Origin of the sequence: Rhizobium indigoferae, from assembly GCF_034554815.1 — a bacterium.
In the GTDB taxonomy this organism is placed as follows: Bacteria; Pseudomonadota; Alphaproteobacteria; order Rhizobiales; family Rhizobiaceae; genus Rhizobium; species Rhizobium leguminosarum.
Genome location: NZ_CP140636.1, coordinates 55,901 through 71,967, shown reverse-complemented (window position 1 = coordinate 71,967; position 16,067 = coordinate 55,901). Strand labels below are relative to the sequence as shown.

Sequence of the window (16,067 nt, the reverse complement as noted above, 5' to 3'; positions counted from 1 at the left end):
AATGCCCGTAGGGTGAAACTCATTATTTTGAACGGTCCGATGCAGCCCGGAAGAATTTCTCTGGCCTTTCAAGCAACGAATAGATGCAGTTTTCAACCTGAAGATTTCTGCGTTTCCTCTGCCTGCCTCTTTCGCTAAGACAACTGCTCAGCAAGGAATTCCTCAAAGCTCAACCCTAACGTCACTTCCCGCGAAATCGCCCATTTTCGCAACATAAGGTCGTAACGCCTGCGCACATAGTCCTGATATTGGCCGGACGAAAGCGACGGAAGGTGGCGCACCTGCGGAATGAATTCGACCGGCGTCTCCGCCCGGGACATGAGCTCCTGATGGAAATCGGAAAGAACGATGATCGGATATTCGTTCTTGGCCGTGCAAATCTTGCTAATAGACGCGATGGCCTCGGCAAATCCCTCTGGCCTTGGCCCGAGCCAGGTGACAAGAGTTCGGGATTTTGCGCGGTTGTGCGCGTCGGCAATCGCATAGCGGAGCTCCTCGGGCATTGTCTGCTCTCGCCTCAAAAACGCAAAAGCGTCGAAAGGCATTCTCATATTGAACAAGCTGCGCAAAGGGGTGGTTGGTAAAACCATCTGGTGGGTCTCCGTGCAAAGGACTGGCTTGTTCGATATCCTGGCAATCTCGTTTGCCTGCCTGAGACTGCTCTCGACAAAGATCTCAGCATCGCACTGCCGATAAAAGGCGGCCTTGAACCTTGCATGGGTGCCCCGCCGCCGACGCTCCGCTGCGCTCGGCAGATCGAGCATGATAAGCTTGCCGTAGTCGATCGCATTTGTGCGAAGCCAGGTTTCGGTCAAGGACCGGTACTTTTCGAGCCGGCTGGTAACGAGATATGCGATAAAACGCGTCGGTTTGTGAAGCGCGCGTGCATTTCTCAAGAAGGCTTCATAGGCCGGACCGTCGTCATTTTCCGTATCTGTCGGATCTAGGCAGAGCACCCCGTCAATGTCGACGCATGCCTTCGATAGCAGGCCGTGATGCATGAAATTCCACTGGAACAGCCTTGGCTGTTCGACGACCTCGAATATGAAGTCGACACCCTCGACGCTATCGCGCAGACCATAGACCGCCGCGAAGACAAATTCAGCGCGTATTTCGCATGCCATCAACTTGGCTTTGGCTTCCCGCATGGCGCCACCGGTATTGATGCTGTCGTCGAGGACAAGAACCTTTCGAATGTCCAATGCGCTCCTGAACGAAGCCGTATTCTTCGTCGCACCGAAGGAATAAACGCGGCCTTCGATGAAACTGTCCAGATCAGTCATCGGCAGGTTGGCGACAAGGCCGAGCATGTTGGCTGCCAGCAAGCCGCTGCGAGGAATACCGACGACCAGATCGATCTCGCGAGGCAACATGTGCAATCCGTTAACGATGGCTATGTGAAGATCCGATATCGAGCGATACTGCATCCGCATGCCGATGCTCCCCGTTCAGGTCAGCTCCGAACTGTCATTTGCCGTTCTGTTCCAGAAAGAGATCGACCTGAGCTTCCATCTTTTGCCGTGTTGCCGTATCAAGTTTCTTGCCAATTGCCGCGCGCGCTTCATCGGCTCGGTTAACGCCCAGCTTTTCGGCCAGCACCCCATAATAATAGGCAAGCGGCACATCCGCCTTTCCCGTAAAGCTGCCTTTGTCGTAACCGAAGGCAAGATCGAGATTGGCCAGTTCAAGGCCGCGATTGGCAGATAGCTTGAAAAGGGAAAGAGCGCGGCTTCGATCGGCAGGAAGTTTATCGGCGCCTTTCAGGTACAGCCTCGCGGCATAATAGGGGGCGTATTTATTGCCCATGTCCGTTGCCTTGAGCAGGGTCTCCAGGCCCCGTCCAAGGTCCTTCTTGGTGCCCTCTCCGCTGATATAGGCTTGACCCAGATTTGCCATGGCGTCGATCTGGCCCGTATCGGCCGCCGCAATGTAAAGTGCTACCGCCTGCGAGGCATCCTGCTTTACACCCGTGCCCAGCCTGTAGCAGTCGCCCAGCGCCGTGATAGCGTTCGCCCATCCGCTTGAAGCGGCAAGGCGATACCAGAGAATGCCTTCTTCTGGTTCCTTCGAGACACCTTGGCCAAGAATATAGGCCGTGCCGACGTTCGTGCGTGCGCGCAGGTTGCCCATTTTTGCGGCCGCCATGTAGTAGGAGAGGGCTTGATCGTAGTCGACCTTGCGGCCGATTCCCATGCGAGCCATGTAGCCGAGATTGACGAGAGCGGCGCTATACTGGTGACCGCCGGCGATCTTGTAGAAATATTCCGCCCAATTGTACCGACCGGCGATCTCGAGAACGCGACCAAGCTGATATTGCAGTCTTGGATTGTTCGGATCTGCGGCGAGCGCAAAGGCGCAGGCCCGTAATGCGTCGCGCACATTGACGAGGCCATTGCTGACCCCTGGTACCTGTCGCTGGGGATCGTTCGGGTCGGCACCGTAGAGATCGCAGTCGGTGACAAGACTGCGCATCCCGGCGGCCACCTCGGGCAAGACGCTTGGCCACATCCGGAATGTTTCGCTCACCGCTCGCTCGCCGGATTGCTGGAACACGAATTCTTTGGCCTCGGCGTCGTCTGCGCTCGGCGCCTGACTGGCAATGGAGGAGGCCACCAGGCTTTCGCGGACATAGAGCCCGCGTTTGGAAAGGGCGGCAACCTGGACACGGCTCTTTTCTTCCGCCTCCGCCGCATGCGCGCTGTTGGGAAAGATTTTGGCGAAGCGCTCGAAATCAGCAGGATCTGGACTATCCTTAATGAAGGTCCAAAGTACCTCGTCGATATCAACTGGACTGGACGTTTCCGTCGGCGGGACGACAGGGTCTGCGTTGAGAACGGCTGCCTGTGGCCGGAACACGAATCGTGTTTCGATCGAGCCGGTGATCCACGGTATTTGGGCATTGCCGGTGGCTTGCCTGACATCGCCGCGAACCGTTCGAAACGTGTCGTAGACATCCAGATTCGGTCGCTGCAGGGCATTGGCGAGCGCCGACGAATAGGGGCTGTTCAGCCCAGTACCATCATAAGCAACTTCACCGGCGCTGGTCGCGTATGCCATCAGGACCTGTCCGCTGCCGGCCTTGGTATCCGCCAGCCCCTGATGAAGACCCTCGAAATTTGCAGCCGGATTGTTGCGGCACGCATCAAGAATGAAGAGCTTCAGCCCGACTGGATCGTCCTTGACAATATCGATGAGGTCGTTGAGGGCGATCGCATCCGCGACGACTTTCTGCGCCGAGCTGGTATCGACATCCACTGGCAGCAGCAGATTGCGGCCACTTGCCTGCAAGGCGTGGCCGGCATAGTAGAACACGGCAATGTCGGCCCCGATCAGGTGGGTCCGGATGGTCTCTTTCAGGTCTTTGACCGCTTCTTTCTTCAGATCGTAAAACAGAAGGACGTCGAAGTTCAATTCAGTCAGGGTATTCGCGATCAGCTTGGCGTCGTTGTGAGGATTGCTTAGCGGCGCAAAAGGATAATCACTGTTGCCGATGACGATTGCAGCGCGCTTCTCTGCGTGAGCAGGTGACGTCAATATTTGAAACGCGATTAGCAGGAATAGGCAGATGAGGAAACGTGGGCCCCGCCCCTGCGCAAATGTGAACACCATCACCATCGCTCCCATGGAAAGGCCGTGCCCGAATCCATCGGTGCAAAGCCTCAAACGTTGCTTGTCCGCCTGCCACCCGTACGATCGAAAATAGGAAGTATATTTGTCGCCGAAATATCGGCTAATTTACCTATTTACACACGAAGCGATAGCCTTTCTGCAATACATAAATCGATCTGCCGCAATTGCTGAAGTTGACAAAGATCTCCTTCGCGTATCGATTGTGGAAAGTGAGCCTCGATGCGACACCAGTTGATCGCATAGACGTTCAGAGCTCCATATGGGTGGTTGGTGACTATCCGGAGGGACGAGAACAGACTTACCTCAGATCGAAATCGGCTGTTTTCTGTCGAATTTCCTGTTGCAGGGAGCAAGGCGGGAACCTGACGGCGTGATCGAGGCGATCCGCAGCGGCGCGCGAAGCCAGGCAAGAAGAAAGCGTCGTCGATCGAAACGTGGCATTGGACCTTCACAGTGGCTGATTGATCCCACCCATGAACCGGCTCAACATTGCAACAGTCTGTCATGTCGCAGTCACGGCGACGCAGACGCAGATTTTTATGCCTGAGAGGCGACCTTCCGCTGTGCTGTTCTGAGCCCCTTCCGATCGATCCAGCTTTTGATTTCGGCGGTAATCGCCTCGGGCTGGTCCTCGGGGGCAATGTGGCGCGCCGGCCCGCAGCCCCTGATCTCCAGGCCGGCGACGTTGTCGCGGCACCACGAAATCATCTCGCTGCCGATCAACAGCGTTTCGGAGGGACCGTCGAAGGTCAGCAGCAGCTTGGGAACCTCAGGGCTGGCAGAAAGCCAGCAGTCATAGCTCTCGATCCTGGCGACCACATCGGCCGGCTCGCCGTTGATCGGCATGGCGCGCGGCCATTCCAGCAGCGGGCGCCGGCTGTCGCGGTCCGGATAGGGGGCGCGGTAGACATCCCAGTCGGCATCGCTGAGCCCTTTCAGCGTGGTCGCGCGCAAGGCCTGTTCGATGAAGAAATTTTCGTCGAGGACCTTGGCCTCGCCGGTTCCCGCACCCCGCAACAGTTCATAACGCGCCTTTCCGCCACCTGGCAGATCCTCCCAGCTCATCGGCCGCAGGATGGTTTCCATGAAGGCGATGCCGCGCACCCGCTCGGCATGGCGTGAAGCCCAGTCGAATGCCAGCGCGCCGCCCCAGTCGTGGCCGACGAGCACGACGTCGTCGAGGTCAAGCGCATCGAACCAGGCGTCGAGATAGGCGATGTGATCGCCATAGTGATAGCCGATATCGGGTTTGCCGGAGCGTCCCATGCCGATCAGATCCGGCGCCAGGCAGCGGCCAGGCCCGATGCCGGGCATGATGTTCCGCCAGAGATACGATGAGGTGGGATTGCCGTGAAGGAAGACGATCGGGTCGCCCTCCCCCAGTTCCTCGTAGGAGATGAACGAGGTGAGGATATCGATGGTCGGCATATGGAGCTCCGCGCTTTCGTGCTATATAGGCAGGCGACTGTCTATTTATCATATAGACAGGTAACTGTCTATATTGCTGCGCGGGGTTTCATGTCGTCTTCTTCCCTTGGCCTGTTGTTGCGTCTGGTCCATCAACATTGGACACAGGCCGTCGAAGCGGCACTCGATGAGGCCGGCTATGGCGATATCCGCCCGCCGCATGCCAACGTCTTCACTTTCGCGCGGCCCGAGGGCATCCAGGTTAGCGAGCTGACCAAGCTCGCACGTGTGCGTAAGCAGACGATGACGCAGGCCGTGGAAGAACTCGAGCGCCTGGGTTATGTCGAGCGCCGGCCCGATCCGAACGATCGGCGCGGCCGGCTGGTGTTTTTGACGGAAAAAGGCCAGGGGGTCAGGCCGATAGCGATGGCGGCGGGCCGGCGTGTCGATGAAAGCTGGGCCGCCTTGACCAGCCAGCAGCAGATGGACGATCTGCGGACTGCACTCCGGCGGTTGCTGGAACAGCTGCAATAGCGAAGCGGGCTTGCTTGAGACGACCTTTCCACTTAACCGTCGCACGACCGAAGGAGAATGCATGTCAGGTGACAAAAGCAAGGGTGCCGAGGAGGATGTCGTCGTCATCGGCGCCGGCGCCGCCGGCATTGCCGCCGCCCGTCGCCTGCGGGCAATCCGCCCGGATCTTTCCATCCTCCTGCTTGAAGCCGGCGACCGTCTCGGCGGGCGCGCCTGGACGGTCGGACTGCCTGACGCCGATATCGCGCTCGATCTCGGCTGCGGCTGGTTGCATGGCGCGCGGACCAATGCCTGGACTGCGATCGCCGGCGAGGTCGGACTGACGGTCGACCGCACGCCGGCACCCTGGAATGATGGCGGACGGCGGCTTCAGCGGGATGAGGCGGAGGCGCATGCCGCAAGGGAGGCGATCGGCGCCTATTTCGAGCGCCTCGAGAGCCATGAGGGGAATGACGCAGCCATGGCCGATATGCTCCAGCCCGGCAATCCCTGGAACGGTCAGATCCGGGCGATCGGCACCTATATCACCGGTGCCGAACTGGAGCGGTCGTCGGTCATCGACTACAACAGATACGATCCCGGCCCTGGCCCTGACTGGCGGGTGCGCGAGGGCTACGGAACGCTGGTCTCGCTTTACGGCAAGCCGGTTCCGGCAAGGCTCGGCACGGAGGTGACGCGCATAGACCATCGTCACGCCGGCCGTATCGGCATCGAGACGAACCAGGGTGCGCTCAGCGCCCGCGCGGTGCTGGTGACCGTTTCGACGAATGTGCTTGCCGCCGGCAAAATCGCCTTCGACCCGCCTTTGCCGGAGAAGATCGAGGCGGCAGCCCGTTTACCCCTTGGGCTCGCCGACAAGCTCTTCTTGAGGCTCGCAAATCAGGAGGCACTGTCGGCGGATACGCATATGCTCGGCTCTACCAATCGCAGCGCGACCGGCACCTATCAGCTCCGGCCGTTCGGCGCGCCCGTCGTCGAGGCCTATTTCGCCGGCGACCTCGCGCATGATCTGGAGGGGCAAGGCAGAGAGGCCGCCTTCTCCTTCGCCGCAGACGAACTGGCGGCACATTTCGGCGCGGATATCCGCAAGGAACTGTCCATAGCTGCGATGTCGGCCTGGGCCGCAGCGCCCCATATCGGCGGCTCCTATTCCTATGCCGAACCCGGCGCCTCCGATCTGCGCGGGCGTCTCGCAGCGCCGCATGACGAGCGTATCTTCTTTGCCGGCGAGGCCTGTTCGAAGTCGCGTTATTCGACAGCGCACGGCGCCTACGAGACCGGCGTCGCCGCAGCCGATCTGATCGCCGGCTCGTTTTCGCAAAATCCGTGATCCTCGCCGGCCGCGACGGCAGGAATATTTTTTCTCACTTGTCGCGCGGGCGGGATTGGGTATGCTCCCCCCGGCCCCTGTGCTCCCAGCCTGGGGCGCTATACGTCATCCGGCGGCAAGCGGCCGCCTCAAGCACAATATTGTCATTGATTGCAGGAGCCCCGGCTTCTACCCCGACCGTTTGCGTGTCGGCTGCGGGTATCTGCATGAGGAGGAAGAAATGGACTATCGCAAGCTCGGTCCCAGCGGGACCGTCGTCACCGCCTATTGCCTCGGCACCATGACCTTCGGCGCGGAGGCCGATGAGGCCGCCTCGCACAAGCTGCTCGACGATTATTTCGCCTGGGGCGGCAATTTCATCGATACCGCCGATGTCTACAGCGCCGGCAAGTCTGAAGAGATCATCGGACGCTGGCTGAAGGCGCGCCCGACCGAGGCCCGCCAGGCGATCGTTGCCACCAAGGGGCGCTTTCCGATGGGCAACGGACCCAACGATATCGGCTTGTCGCGCCGGCATCTCGGCCAGGCGCTCGACGATTCGCTCCGCCGTCTCGGCCTCGAGCAGATCGACCTCTACCAGATGCATGCCTGGGACGCGCTGACCCCGATCGAGGAAACGCTGCGTTTTCTCGACGATGCGGTTTCATCCGGCAAGATCGGCTATTACGGCTTTTCCAATTATGTCGGCTGGCACATCGCCAAGGCCTCGGAGATCGCCAAGGCGCGGGGTTATACCCGCCCGGTGACGCTGCAGCCGCAATATAACCTGCTGGTGCGCGACATCGAGCTCGAGATTGTCGCAGCCTGCCAGGATGCCGGCATGGGTCTGCTGCCATGGTCACCGCTCGGCGGCGGCTGGTTGACCGGCAAATACAAGCGCGATGAGATGCCGACGGGCGCCACCCGCCTCGGCGAAAACCCCAATCGCGGCGGCGAATCCTATGCGCCGCGTAATGCGCTGGAACGAACCTGGGCGATCATCGGCGTCGTCGAGCAGATTGCCAAGGCGCACGGCGTCAGCATGGCGCAGGTAGCGCTCGCCTGGACGGCGGCGCAGCCGGCGATCACCTCAGTCATTCTCGGCGCCCGCACGCCGGAACAGCTCGCTGACAATCTTGGCGCCATGAAACTCAAGCTTTCCGACGACGACATGGCGAGGCTGAATGAGGTGAGCGCGCCTCAGCCTTTCGACTACCCCTACGGCAAGGGCGGCATCAACCAGCGCCACCGCAAGATCGAGGGCGGCCGCTGAACCTTGCTTCAGCTCTGATTGAACGAACCCTGTCCGCTTCTCGCAGAAGCGGACAGGATGTCCCAGGTTCAGGATGATCGACCGGCGCCGGCTCGCGTCACGACTGACTGCTGCCTTGGTTTCCCGCAAAAGCGGCCGTCAACCCGAGGCCGATCAGCAGGGCCCCGCTGACATAGCGTTCGGCTGTGAGATAGCGGCGATTGCGCCTCAACCAGTCGCCCGCAGTGCCGGCGGCGAATGCGTAGCTGCCGTCAGTTATGATGCCGAGACAGGTGTAGATCAGACCCAGGAACGCGATCTGCATCGCTGCGTGACCCCGGTCCACCTCGACGAACTGAGGCAGGAAGGCAAGAAAGAAGAGCGCGGTCTTGGGATTGAAGAGATTGACGACGAACCCGTCGCGGAGAAGGCGCGCGTACCCGAACGCCTTCAAGCCGGTCTCGGTGCCGGGAATCTCGCTTCGGCCGAAAATCTTCTTGAGCCCAAGCCATATCAGATAGGCAGCGCCTGCATACTTGACCGCGCTGAACGCCAGAGCCGATGAGGCCAGGACTGCCGATAATCCCAACACCGCGACGAGGACATGTACCACCGTTGCGGCATGAATGCCGAGAATCGAAACAAAGCCGGCGAGGCGGCCCTGCTCGACCGAGCGGGCAAAGATGTAGAGAACCGCCGGCCCGGGAGTCAGAAGCAGGGCCAAGGAAGCGCCGATAAACAACCAGATATTGCCGAGGGTTGGCATGATAATCGCCCCGCTCCTGTTTTCCTAAATCGCCGTGCGGGCGCATCGCTGGAGCCAGCCCTCGTCACCCGCAAGAGTGGACGGTATTCACATAAGCAAACCCTGCTGTCTTGAACGCTATAAACCTTTCGCATAATCGGCGGGCGTCACGCCCGTCGTCTGTTTGAACAGGCGGGAGAGATGGCTCTGATCTGCGAAGCCGACCATCTCGGCTACTTCGGCCGGAGGCGTGCCCAACCGAAGCAACTGCCGCGCCCGGCTCAGTCGCAATTGCCTCTGATAGGCATGCGGCGGCAGGCCGACAAACGAGCGGAAGGATCGGACGAGATACACGGGATTGAGCTTGACCAGCCGGGCAAGATCGGCAAGGGCAATACGCCTGTCGTAGTGGGCGTCCAGAAATTCGCGAATGGTCGTGACGTGCCGCGGCTCGCTGCCTGCTTCGATCCTTGCGTGCGGCTGCCCGGAGTAAGCGGCCAGCGCCGCGAGCCCGCTCGTCAGCAGCGTCTCGGCTTCAAAGGCGTCATCGTCAGTTTCGAGATATCGATGCACTTTGCCAAGGCTTTGGAAAAGCTCGAGGTCTCCAAGGCATAACAACCGCTCGAACAGCGCTAGGCGCGTCGCCCCCGGGTCGAGCACCGCGTACTGCAAAAACGCAGGCGATACGAACAGGCAGCGGTAGTTCAACGCCTGTTCGTCGGCCGGCAGGCACATGTGAACGACGCCGGGTGCAAGGACATTGATGTTGCCTGGTTTCAGGGCCACCTGAGGCTGACCATATTGGAACACCATTGTGCCGCGTTCATGGAGATGGATTGCGTAAGCGTCGTGGAAGTGCTTCGGAAAGTGATGCTGCGTTCCCGACGCGCGCAGCAATTCAACTCCGGCTAACGCGTCGTTGCGCCAGATTCGAATGCGTCCCGCATCCTGCTTCATCCGCACCATTCGATAGTCTTTCTACAGACCGTTGCCGCCTTCAAGCAATTTCCATGACAATCTTGCCTGTGCCGCTGGAGTCATAGATCGGAAAATTTCCGCACCCAGTTCACCGGAGAGGAGCAGATTAAGCTCACCGTGATGATCAATATCATCAATCGCTGGAATCGCATCGCTGTCGACTTCGGCCTCTATGTCGAACGCGGCCGCCGTCAATGCCGCAAGAGCTTCCGCCGCCTGCGTCCCAACATAACGAAAAAAGCCGCCATGTTTCCATGGCGGCTTTTCGGCCTTTCTGCTTGGGAGGCGATTTTAGGCCGGAAGTTGGAAGATAACGTTGGCGATCAGCACGATCGCCAGGCCGCCGGCGAGCGCGAGGTAAGGCAGGATGCCGGCTTTCTTGACGCCGAGATCCTGGCCGATCAGGCCGAGATCCTCCATCGCGCCGGCTGGGAATTTACCGCCGTCACGCACATAGTGGCGATAGGCGAAGACCGGCAGGATCAGAGCGGCGAAGATGAAGCCGACCCAGAGCGCATTGGAGTAGCCCCAGACCTTTGCACCGGCGCCCAGAAACAGCGCATTGACGAAGGCCAGCACGGTGTTGAGGCCGATCAGCCAGGTCGGCGCCTTCCAGGGGCGTTCGATATGGCCGGAATCCATCCGGTGGATCCAGCCCGAATTGAGGTTCAGGAAGTTGAAGATGATGTAGCCGACATTCGAGACGGCGAGCACGAAGAAATAGCCGCCGACATCCGAGGCGATCGCCAGCAGGAAGAGATTGAAGGCGAAATCGGTCCACATCGCTCGCGTCGGCGCGCCGTGTTCGTTGACGTGGTCGAGGTATTTTGGCAGCCAGCCGTCCTTCGAGCCCTGGTAGAGCGTGCGCGAGGAGCCGGCCATCGCCGTCATGATGGCAAGGAAGAGTGCCATGATCATCAGTACGACGAGCAACTGGGTAACGACGCGGCCGGCGCCGATCAGGCCGCCGAGCGCTTCGGCAACGCCCGTGCCATCGACGATGCCGGGGGCCAGCATGCCTGCATGGCCGAGAACGCCCTGGAAGGCGAAGGGCACCAGGAAGAAAAACAGGCAGCAGGCAAGGCCGGAATAGAAGATCGCCTTGAAGGTGTCGGTCTTCGGGTTCTTGAGTTCGCGGGTGTAGCAGACCGCCGTCTCGAAACCGTAGGTCGACCAGGCGGCGATATAGAGGCCGCCGAGGAAGAGCGTCCAGCCGCCGTTGCTCCAGGTGCCGTCGACAGCGGCATAGGCGGCTGTCGGCGGCACGAGACCTGTGACGTTGGTGGCAAGGATCTGGCCGCTGACGATCGGATAGAGGCCGATGACGAGCAGCGGCACCAGGACAATGATTGCCAGCCATTTCTGCACGCTGGCCGTTTCCGAAATGCCGCGATGCTGGATCGCGAAGATGATCAGCATCAGGATGCCGCCGATGAAGAAGGTGGCGTTGATGTTGGCGGTGGCAAGGAAGGGAATGCTGAAGCTGAAGAGCGACCAGCTGCGGATCGCTGGCGTCAGGGCGGCGATACCGTCGGTGCTAAGCAACGCCTTGATGGCGTCATCCGGGGTGGTGCCGGCATGGGCTGCAATATATTCGGCGACGCGAGGGCTATCGGCCGTGATGGAAGCGGCATGCGCGGAAATCCAGTCGAGGACCATCTGCGAATCCGCCGCCGGAATCGGGTAGAATGCGTTGAGGATGTAACCGGCGGCGATGGCGCAGCCGAGCGACAGCACCGGCGACCAGGCAAACCAGTTGCACCAGACCGACAGCGGCGCGATGAATTTCGAATAGCGCAGCCAGGCGGTGGCGCCATAGACGGAAGCGCCGCCGGACTTGTTGGCGAACATGCCGGCGATTTCGGCATAAGTGAAGGATTGCAGGAAACCCATCACCATCGAGATGATCCAGACGACGAAGGCGAGCTTGCCCGTCGTGCCCGCAATGCCGCCGATGGAGAAAAGAACGAGCGGCGGCACGCCCGCAGCCACCCAGAATGCGCCCTTCCAGTCGAGCGCACGTACAAGCTTACCTTCGGTGCCGGATGCAATCCCGGCCTCCACAACGTCTGTCATCGGTGAAATTCCCCATTCTATTTGTTCCGGACGTCTCTTTGTACGTCTCCCTGAACGTGTCTCCCTGACGGTCTCAAGCTCGCCCGGATGATTTTGGCGATCCGCGTTCCCGACGGACTCTCCGAGTCTGAACTCTTTATGCATAGTGAAGATTTTTTCTTTTTAGTCAACTCGACTTTACTTTCGTGGCGCATTTTGTAACCTGTATGGGTGGGCGTCAGAGGATGCCTGATCCTCCCATGAGGGCAGCATGCGAGAACTTCACCCTGCTATGACGGGCCTGCGATCGGCCGCTCCGAGCCTCGTGCATTATCCAGGCATTCCCACCCTGCCGGAGGGAACCGAGCGCTACAGGGCAAAGGGCGGCGGCTCGGTCGTTGTGCGCGTCGAGCCAGGCGACCGCGTCAGCGTTATCGACAGCGAGGGTGGACAGGTCTGCGAGATCTCTTTCCTCGATGAAAAAGGGCGCTTCCTGGCGACCGGTCTCGGAACGCCATTCAGCAATTCGGCCGAGGGCTTGAAGGCTATTCTTCAGGCGGAGGATGAGAGTGCTGCCCGCACGCGTGCAGCACTTCAGCGTCGCGGCGCCGATCTGGCCGTGGCCGGCGCGCTCAGCATCTTCGGGGCCGGATCGACCCCGGGCAGCCGGGCGGAATTCACGGTCTCCATGAAGGGCCTACTGATCGTCGCGGCACCCGCTAGCGCCATGTCGCCGGAGGCGCAGGATACGGCGACGCCGATCGAGATCAGGATCAAGCGCAGCGTGCTGATCCGCGATTATGCCTCTGCCCTGCCGGAACCGGCCGCTGATCCCATCGAGGATATCCGCATTCGGGCGGCGACCGCCGCGGCCTATTTCGTGCGGGCCGGCGAATTCATCCAGATCATCGATGTCTATGGACGCCAGTGCACCGATTTCCAGGCTTTTGCCGCCCGCAAGGTCGACAAGGGTCTCGATCTCGCGCTCGATTCCACCGTCACCCGCACGCTGCTCGGCCGCAGCTATCCGATGCCGGGCCTGCCCTCCAAGGCCTTCGACCGCGACTTCGAGCCGCTGGTCGAGATCGTGCAGGATACGGTCGGCCGCCACGACGCTTTCGCGACCGCCTGCAATTCGCGCTATTACGACGACATGGGTTATCCCGGCCACGTCAACTGCACGGATAATTTCAATGCGGTGCTGGCGCCCTACGGCATTGCCGGCCGCAAGGGCTGGGAAGCGCTGAACTATTTCTACAACACCAACATCGACCACAACAACCAGCTCTATCTTGACGAGCCCTGGTCGCGCCCCGGTGATTACGTGCTGATGCGGGCGCTGACTGACCTCGTCTGCGTCTCCTCGTCCTGCCCTGACGATATCGACGCGGCGAACGGCTGGGATCCGACGGATATCCACGTCCGCACCTTTTCCGGAAAAGAGAAATTCTCACGAGCGGTAGCCTATCGCATGACCCCAGATGCCGACGCCGAACTGACCCGCGAAACCTCCTTCCATCCCCGCCTCTCCACGCTGACGCGGGACTACACCGAATATCGCGGCTACTGGCTGCCGAACCGCTTTTCCAGCGAAGGGCCCGTCGAGGAATATTGGGCCTGCCGCGAGCGCGCCGCCGTCATCGACCTCTCGCCCTTGCGGAAATTCGAGGTGACGGGGCCAGATGCCGAGGAGTTGCTGCAATATTGCCTGACGCGCGACGTGCGCAAGCTGTCGACCGGCCAGGTCGTCTATTCGGCCATGTGCTACGAAAATGGCGGCATGATCGATGACGGCACGCTGTTCCGGCTCGGCGACAAGAACTTTCGCTGGATCGGCGGCGATGATTTCAGCGGCATCTGGCTGCGTCAGCAGGCCGAGAAGAAGGGCTTCAAAGCCTGGGTCCGCTCATCGACCGATCAGATCCACAATATCGCCCTGCAGGGTCCGAAAAGCCGCGATATCCTGAAGGAGATCATCTGGACGGCGCCGCGCCAACCGGCAATCGGCGAGCTCGAATGGTTCCGCTTCACCGTCGGCCGCATCGGCGGCTTCGAGGGTGTTCCAATCGTCGTCTCGCGCACGGGCTATACCGGCGAACTCGGCTACGAGATCTTCTGTCATCCGAAGGATGCGCTGACAGTGTTCGACGCCGTTTGGGAGGCCGGGCAGCCGCATGGGTTGAAGCCGATGGGGCTGGAGGCGCTCGACATGGTCCGCATCGAGGCGGGCCTGATCTTCGCTCATCACGAATTCACCGACCAGACGGACCCGTTCGAAGCCGGGATCGGCTTCACGGTGCCGTTGAAATCCAAGCAGGACGATTTCATCGGCCGCGAGGCGCTGATCCGCCGCAAGGAGCATCCGCGCCACCTGCTCGTCGGCCTCGACATCAAGGCCAACGAGGCCGTCGGCCATGGCGATTGCATCCATATCGGCCGGGCCCAGGTGGGCGTTATCACCAGCGCCACGCGCTCGCCGATCCTCGGCAAGACGATCGCGCTTGCCCGCATCGACGTGATGCATGCAAACCCCGGCACCGAGGTCGAGATCGGTAAGCTCGACGGCCACCAGAAGCGCCTGCCTGCGACGATCGTGCCGCTTTCGCATTACGACCCGCAGAAGACGCGACCGCGCTCGTAATTCCTGCTTTTGGATTTGAGGACGGTGATCGGTTTCTCGCACTGTTGATGAAGCCGCACGTTTTAGCGGCGGCACGCAATGCGATGGAGATGCAACCTTATATTGAGTGCATGACCCTGAAAAACTAAAAGTTGACAAATTGAGGTTGGATGACTATATCTCGGTTGTCGATATTGCTTGTTTGACTTTTGTTATCGCACGCTGGCAACGTGCCCTGGACGAACTTCCCTCTTCAAAATCGAGATCATCATCCGTCGTGCTTCCGCACGTGCGGTCGTTCAATTGCTATGAAAGGGTTTGTTATGACCACTGGCACAGTTAAATGGTTCAATTCCACCAAGGGCTTCGGCTTCATTCAGCCTGACGATGGCGGCGCTGACGCCTTCGTCCACATCTCTGCCGTCGAGCGCGCCGGAATGCGCGAAATCGTCGAAGGCCAGAAGATCGGCTACGAGCTTGAGCGCGATAACAAGTCGGGCAAAATGTCCGCTTGCAATCTCCAAGCTGCCTGAACTGACACCTGCTTTCCTTTGACCGCGGATGTACCGGCATTGTCGAAAGCATGATACTTTAAGGTCAGGCACGTTGCCTGGCCTTTTTTGCTGAGTCGGCCAGCGGGCTGCTGCATAATTGCTTAAACGCGCAATCGATTTAAGGAATTGTGCAGTAATTCATAGCGTTACAGCGGCCTTTGAGGTCTGAAAACGCGCGGCGCTGTAATAAAATCCGGGATGAATATGACAGAGACACACAGCAAATCACGCAAGCAGGCGGAGATTGCCTTCGGAAACGTGCAATCGCAGTTCTTGGAGCGAAGCCGCGCGGTCGAAGAGATCGACTCGACGGTGCGGGCTCGCGAGGAAAAAACCTTGCGGTTACGCGAGGCCCGTGAGGCCAAGGAATTGCAGGATCGCTTGACAGCGACGACTGCGCCTGCCGCGAAGCGGAAAAAGAAAATCTGACTCCTGCTGCATAATTCCTTAAATCGGAATCGATTTCAGGATAAAACATGCGGCAGTTCAAAATATTGCAGCGTCCTTTGCGCGTCTGGAGACGCGCGGCGCCGTAGGGTCGAAGTCAAACAGTCAGGAAACAGATTTGAAAAACGCCAGAAACAACGAGCTTTCCGATCGCCGCAGTGCAGCTGCCGAGGCCAAGGCCGCTCTCCTCAACGCGTATCGCACCGCCAAGGATACGGCCGAACCCACAAGGCTGGCAAAGCAGGCGGAGCGTCAAGCCATTGCCGCGGCCAGGGAAGAACGGCGTGCTGCGCGGGAACGGCTGAAGCTTGAGGAACTGGAGCGGGCTAAAGCCGCGGAAGTCGAGCGTCAGGCTGCCGCCGAAGCCGCAGCACGCGCCGATGCCGACGCACGCGAAGCGGCTGACAAAGATAGGATCGCTCGCGTGATTGCGGATGAAGCCGCCCGAAAGGCCGAACGCGACCTGCGTTACGCCAATCGCAAAGCCAGAAAGTCCTGACCGTCAGCGCTGCCTGTTGTGGCAACAGGCAGCGCGC

13 protein-coding genes and 1 pseudogene are annotated in these 16,067 nt (G+C 60.1%); 8 read left to right on the top strand and 6 right to left on the bottom strand.

All coding sequences use genetic code 11. The features are described from left to right. Positions 1–134: 134 nt before the first annotated feature. From U5G49_RS24210 to U5G49_RS24200, 3 genes are all read right to left on the bottom strand, one after another. Positions 135–1,433, bottom strand: coding sequence for a phosphoribosyltransferase family protein (locus tag U5G49_RS24210; protein ID WP_193443970.1), 1,299 nt, complete (start codon positions 1,431–1,433; stop codon positions 135–137). Between the two features lie 34 nt (positions 1,434–1,467). Next, positions 1,468–3,609 carry a caspase family protein gene (locus U5G49_RS24205; protein ID WP_193443967.1) on the bottom strand — a complete coding sequence of 714 codons (2,142 nt, stop codon included), beginning with the start codon at positions 3,607–3,609 and terminating at the stop codon, positions 1,468–1,470. Positions 3,610–4,167: 558 nt separating this feature from the next. Beyond that, entirely contained in the window at positions 4,168–5,058 is an 891-nt protein-coding gene (locus tag U5G49_RS24200; protein WP_193443964.1) for a haloalkane dehalogenase, read from the bottom strand. On the opposite strand from U5G49_RS24200, the gene U5G49_RS24195 reads away from it, so the two are divergent. The 3 genes from U5G49_RS24195 to U5G49_RS24185 all read left to right on the top strand — a co-directional run bounded on the left by U5G49_RS24195 (position 5,059) and on the right by U5G49_RS24185 (position 8,153). Beyond that, positions 5,059–5,571, top strand: a complete 513-nt coding sequence (locus tag U5G49_RS24195) for a MarR family winged helix-turn-helix transcriptional regulator (protein ID WP_193443962.1) — start codon at positions 5,059–5,061, stop codon at positions 5,569–5,571. A gap of 61 nt (positions 5,572–5,632) precedes the next feature. Then, positions 5,633–6,901 carry a flavin monoamine oxidase family protein gene (locus U5G49_RS24190; RefSeq protein ID WP_193443960.1) on the top strand — a complete coding sequence of 423 codons (1,269 nt, stop codon included), beginning with the start codon at positions 5,633–5,635 and terminating at the stop codon, positions 6,899–6,901. Between the two features lie 220 nt (positions 6,902–7,121). Beyond that, positions 7,122–8,153 carry an aldo/keto reductase gene (locus U5G49_RS24185; RefSeq protein ID WP_112908736.1) on the top strand — a complete coding sequence of 344 codons (1,032 nt, stop codon included), beginning with the start codon at positions 7,122–7,124 and terminating at the stop codon, positions 8,151–8,153. 97 nt (positions 8,154–8,250) lie between these two features. Here U5G49_RS24185 and U5G49_RS24180 read toward each other — a convergent pair whose 3' ends face one another. Together U5G49_RS24180 and U5G49_RS24175 are read right to left on the bottom strand one after the other, a co-directional pair. Continuing rightward, positions 8,251–8,898: a LysE family translocator gene (locus U5G49_RS24180; protein ID WP_193443958.1), complete on the bottom strand. Its 648-nt coding sequence runs from the start codon at positions 8,896–8,898 to the stop codon at positions 8,251–8,253. A gap of 117 nt (positions 8,899–9,015) precedes the next feature. Then, positions 9,016–9,843 (bottom strand): helix-turn-helix transcriptional regulator, encoded by an 828-nt coding sequence (locus tag U5G49_RS24175; protein ID WP_193443956.1) that lies wholly within the window; start codon positions 9,841–9,843, stop codon positions 9,016–9,018. Positions 9,844–9,942: 99 nt separating this feature from the next. Between U5G49_RS24175 and U5G49_RS24170 the strand changes: the two are divergent. Then, positions 9,943–10,087, top strand: a pseudogene (locus U5G49_RS24170) (carboxymuconolactone decarboxylase family protein); the annotation flags it as partial. Positions 10,088–10,146: 59 nt separating this feature from the next. Here U5G49_RS24170 and U5G49_RS24165 read toward each other — a convergent pair. After that, a complete protein-coding gene (locus tag U5G49_RS24165; RefSeq protein ID WP_193443951.1) occupies positions 10,147–11,931 on the bottom strand; it encodes an APC family permease in 1,785 nt (594 codons plus the stop codon). A gap of 250 nt (positions 11,932–12,181) precedes the next feature. Here U5G49_RS24165 and U5G49_RS24160 point away from each other — a divergent pair, with 250 nt between their 5' ends. The 4 genes from U5G49_RS24160 to U5G49_RS24145 all read left to right on the top strand — a co-directional run bounded on the left by U5G49_RS24160 (position 12,182) and on the right by U5G49_RS24145 (position 16,030). Continuing rightward, positions 12,182–14,551 carry a DUF1989 domain-containing protein gene (locus U5G49_RS24160; RefSeq protein WP_193443949.1) on the top strand — a complete coding sequence of 790 codons (2,370 nt, stop codon included), beginning with the start codon at positions 12,182–12,184 and terminating at the stop codon, positions 14,549–14,551. A 302-nt stretch (positions 14,552–14,853) separates the two neighbouring features. Beyond that, positions 14,854–15,063, top strand: coding sequence for a cold-shock protein (locus U5G49_RS24155; RefSeq protein ID WP_003548109.1), 210 nt, complete (start codon positions 14,854–14,856; stop codon positions 15,061–15,063). A gap of 225 nt (positions 15,064–15,288) precedes the next feature. Further along, complete coding sequence (locus tag U5G49_RS24150; protein WP_027687567.1) at positions 15,289–15,513, top strand: hypothetical protein; 225 nt, start codon at positions 15,289–15,291, stop codon at positions 15,511–15,513. A 136-nt stretch (positions 15,514–15,649) separates the two neighbouring features. Further along, on the top strand, positions 15,650–16,030 hold the full coding sequence (locus U5G49_RS24145) for a DUF6481 family protein (RefSeq protein ID WP_018448669.1): 381 nt from the start codon (positions 15,650–15,652) through the stop codon (positions 16,028–16,030). Positions 16,031–16,067 lie beyond the last annotated feature (37 nt).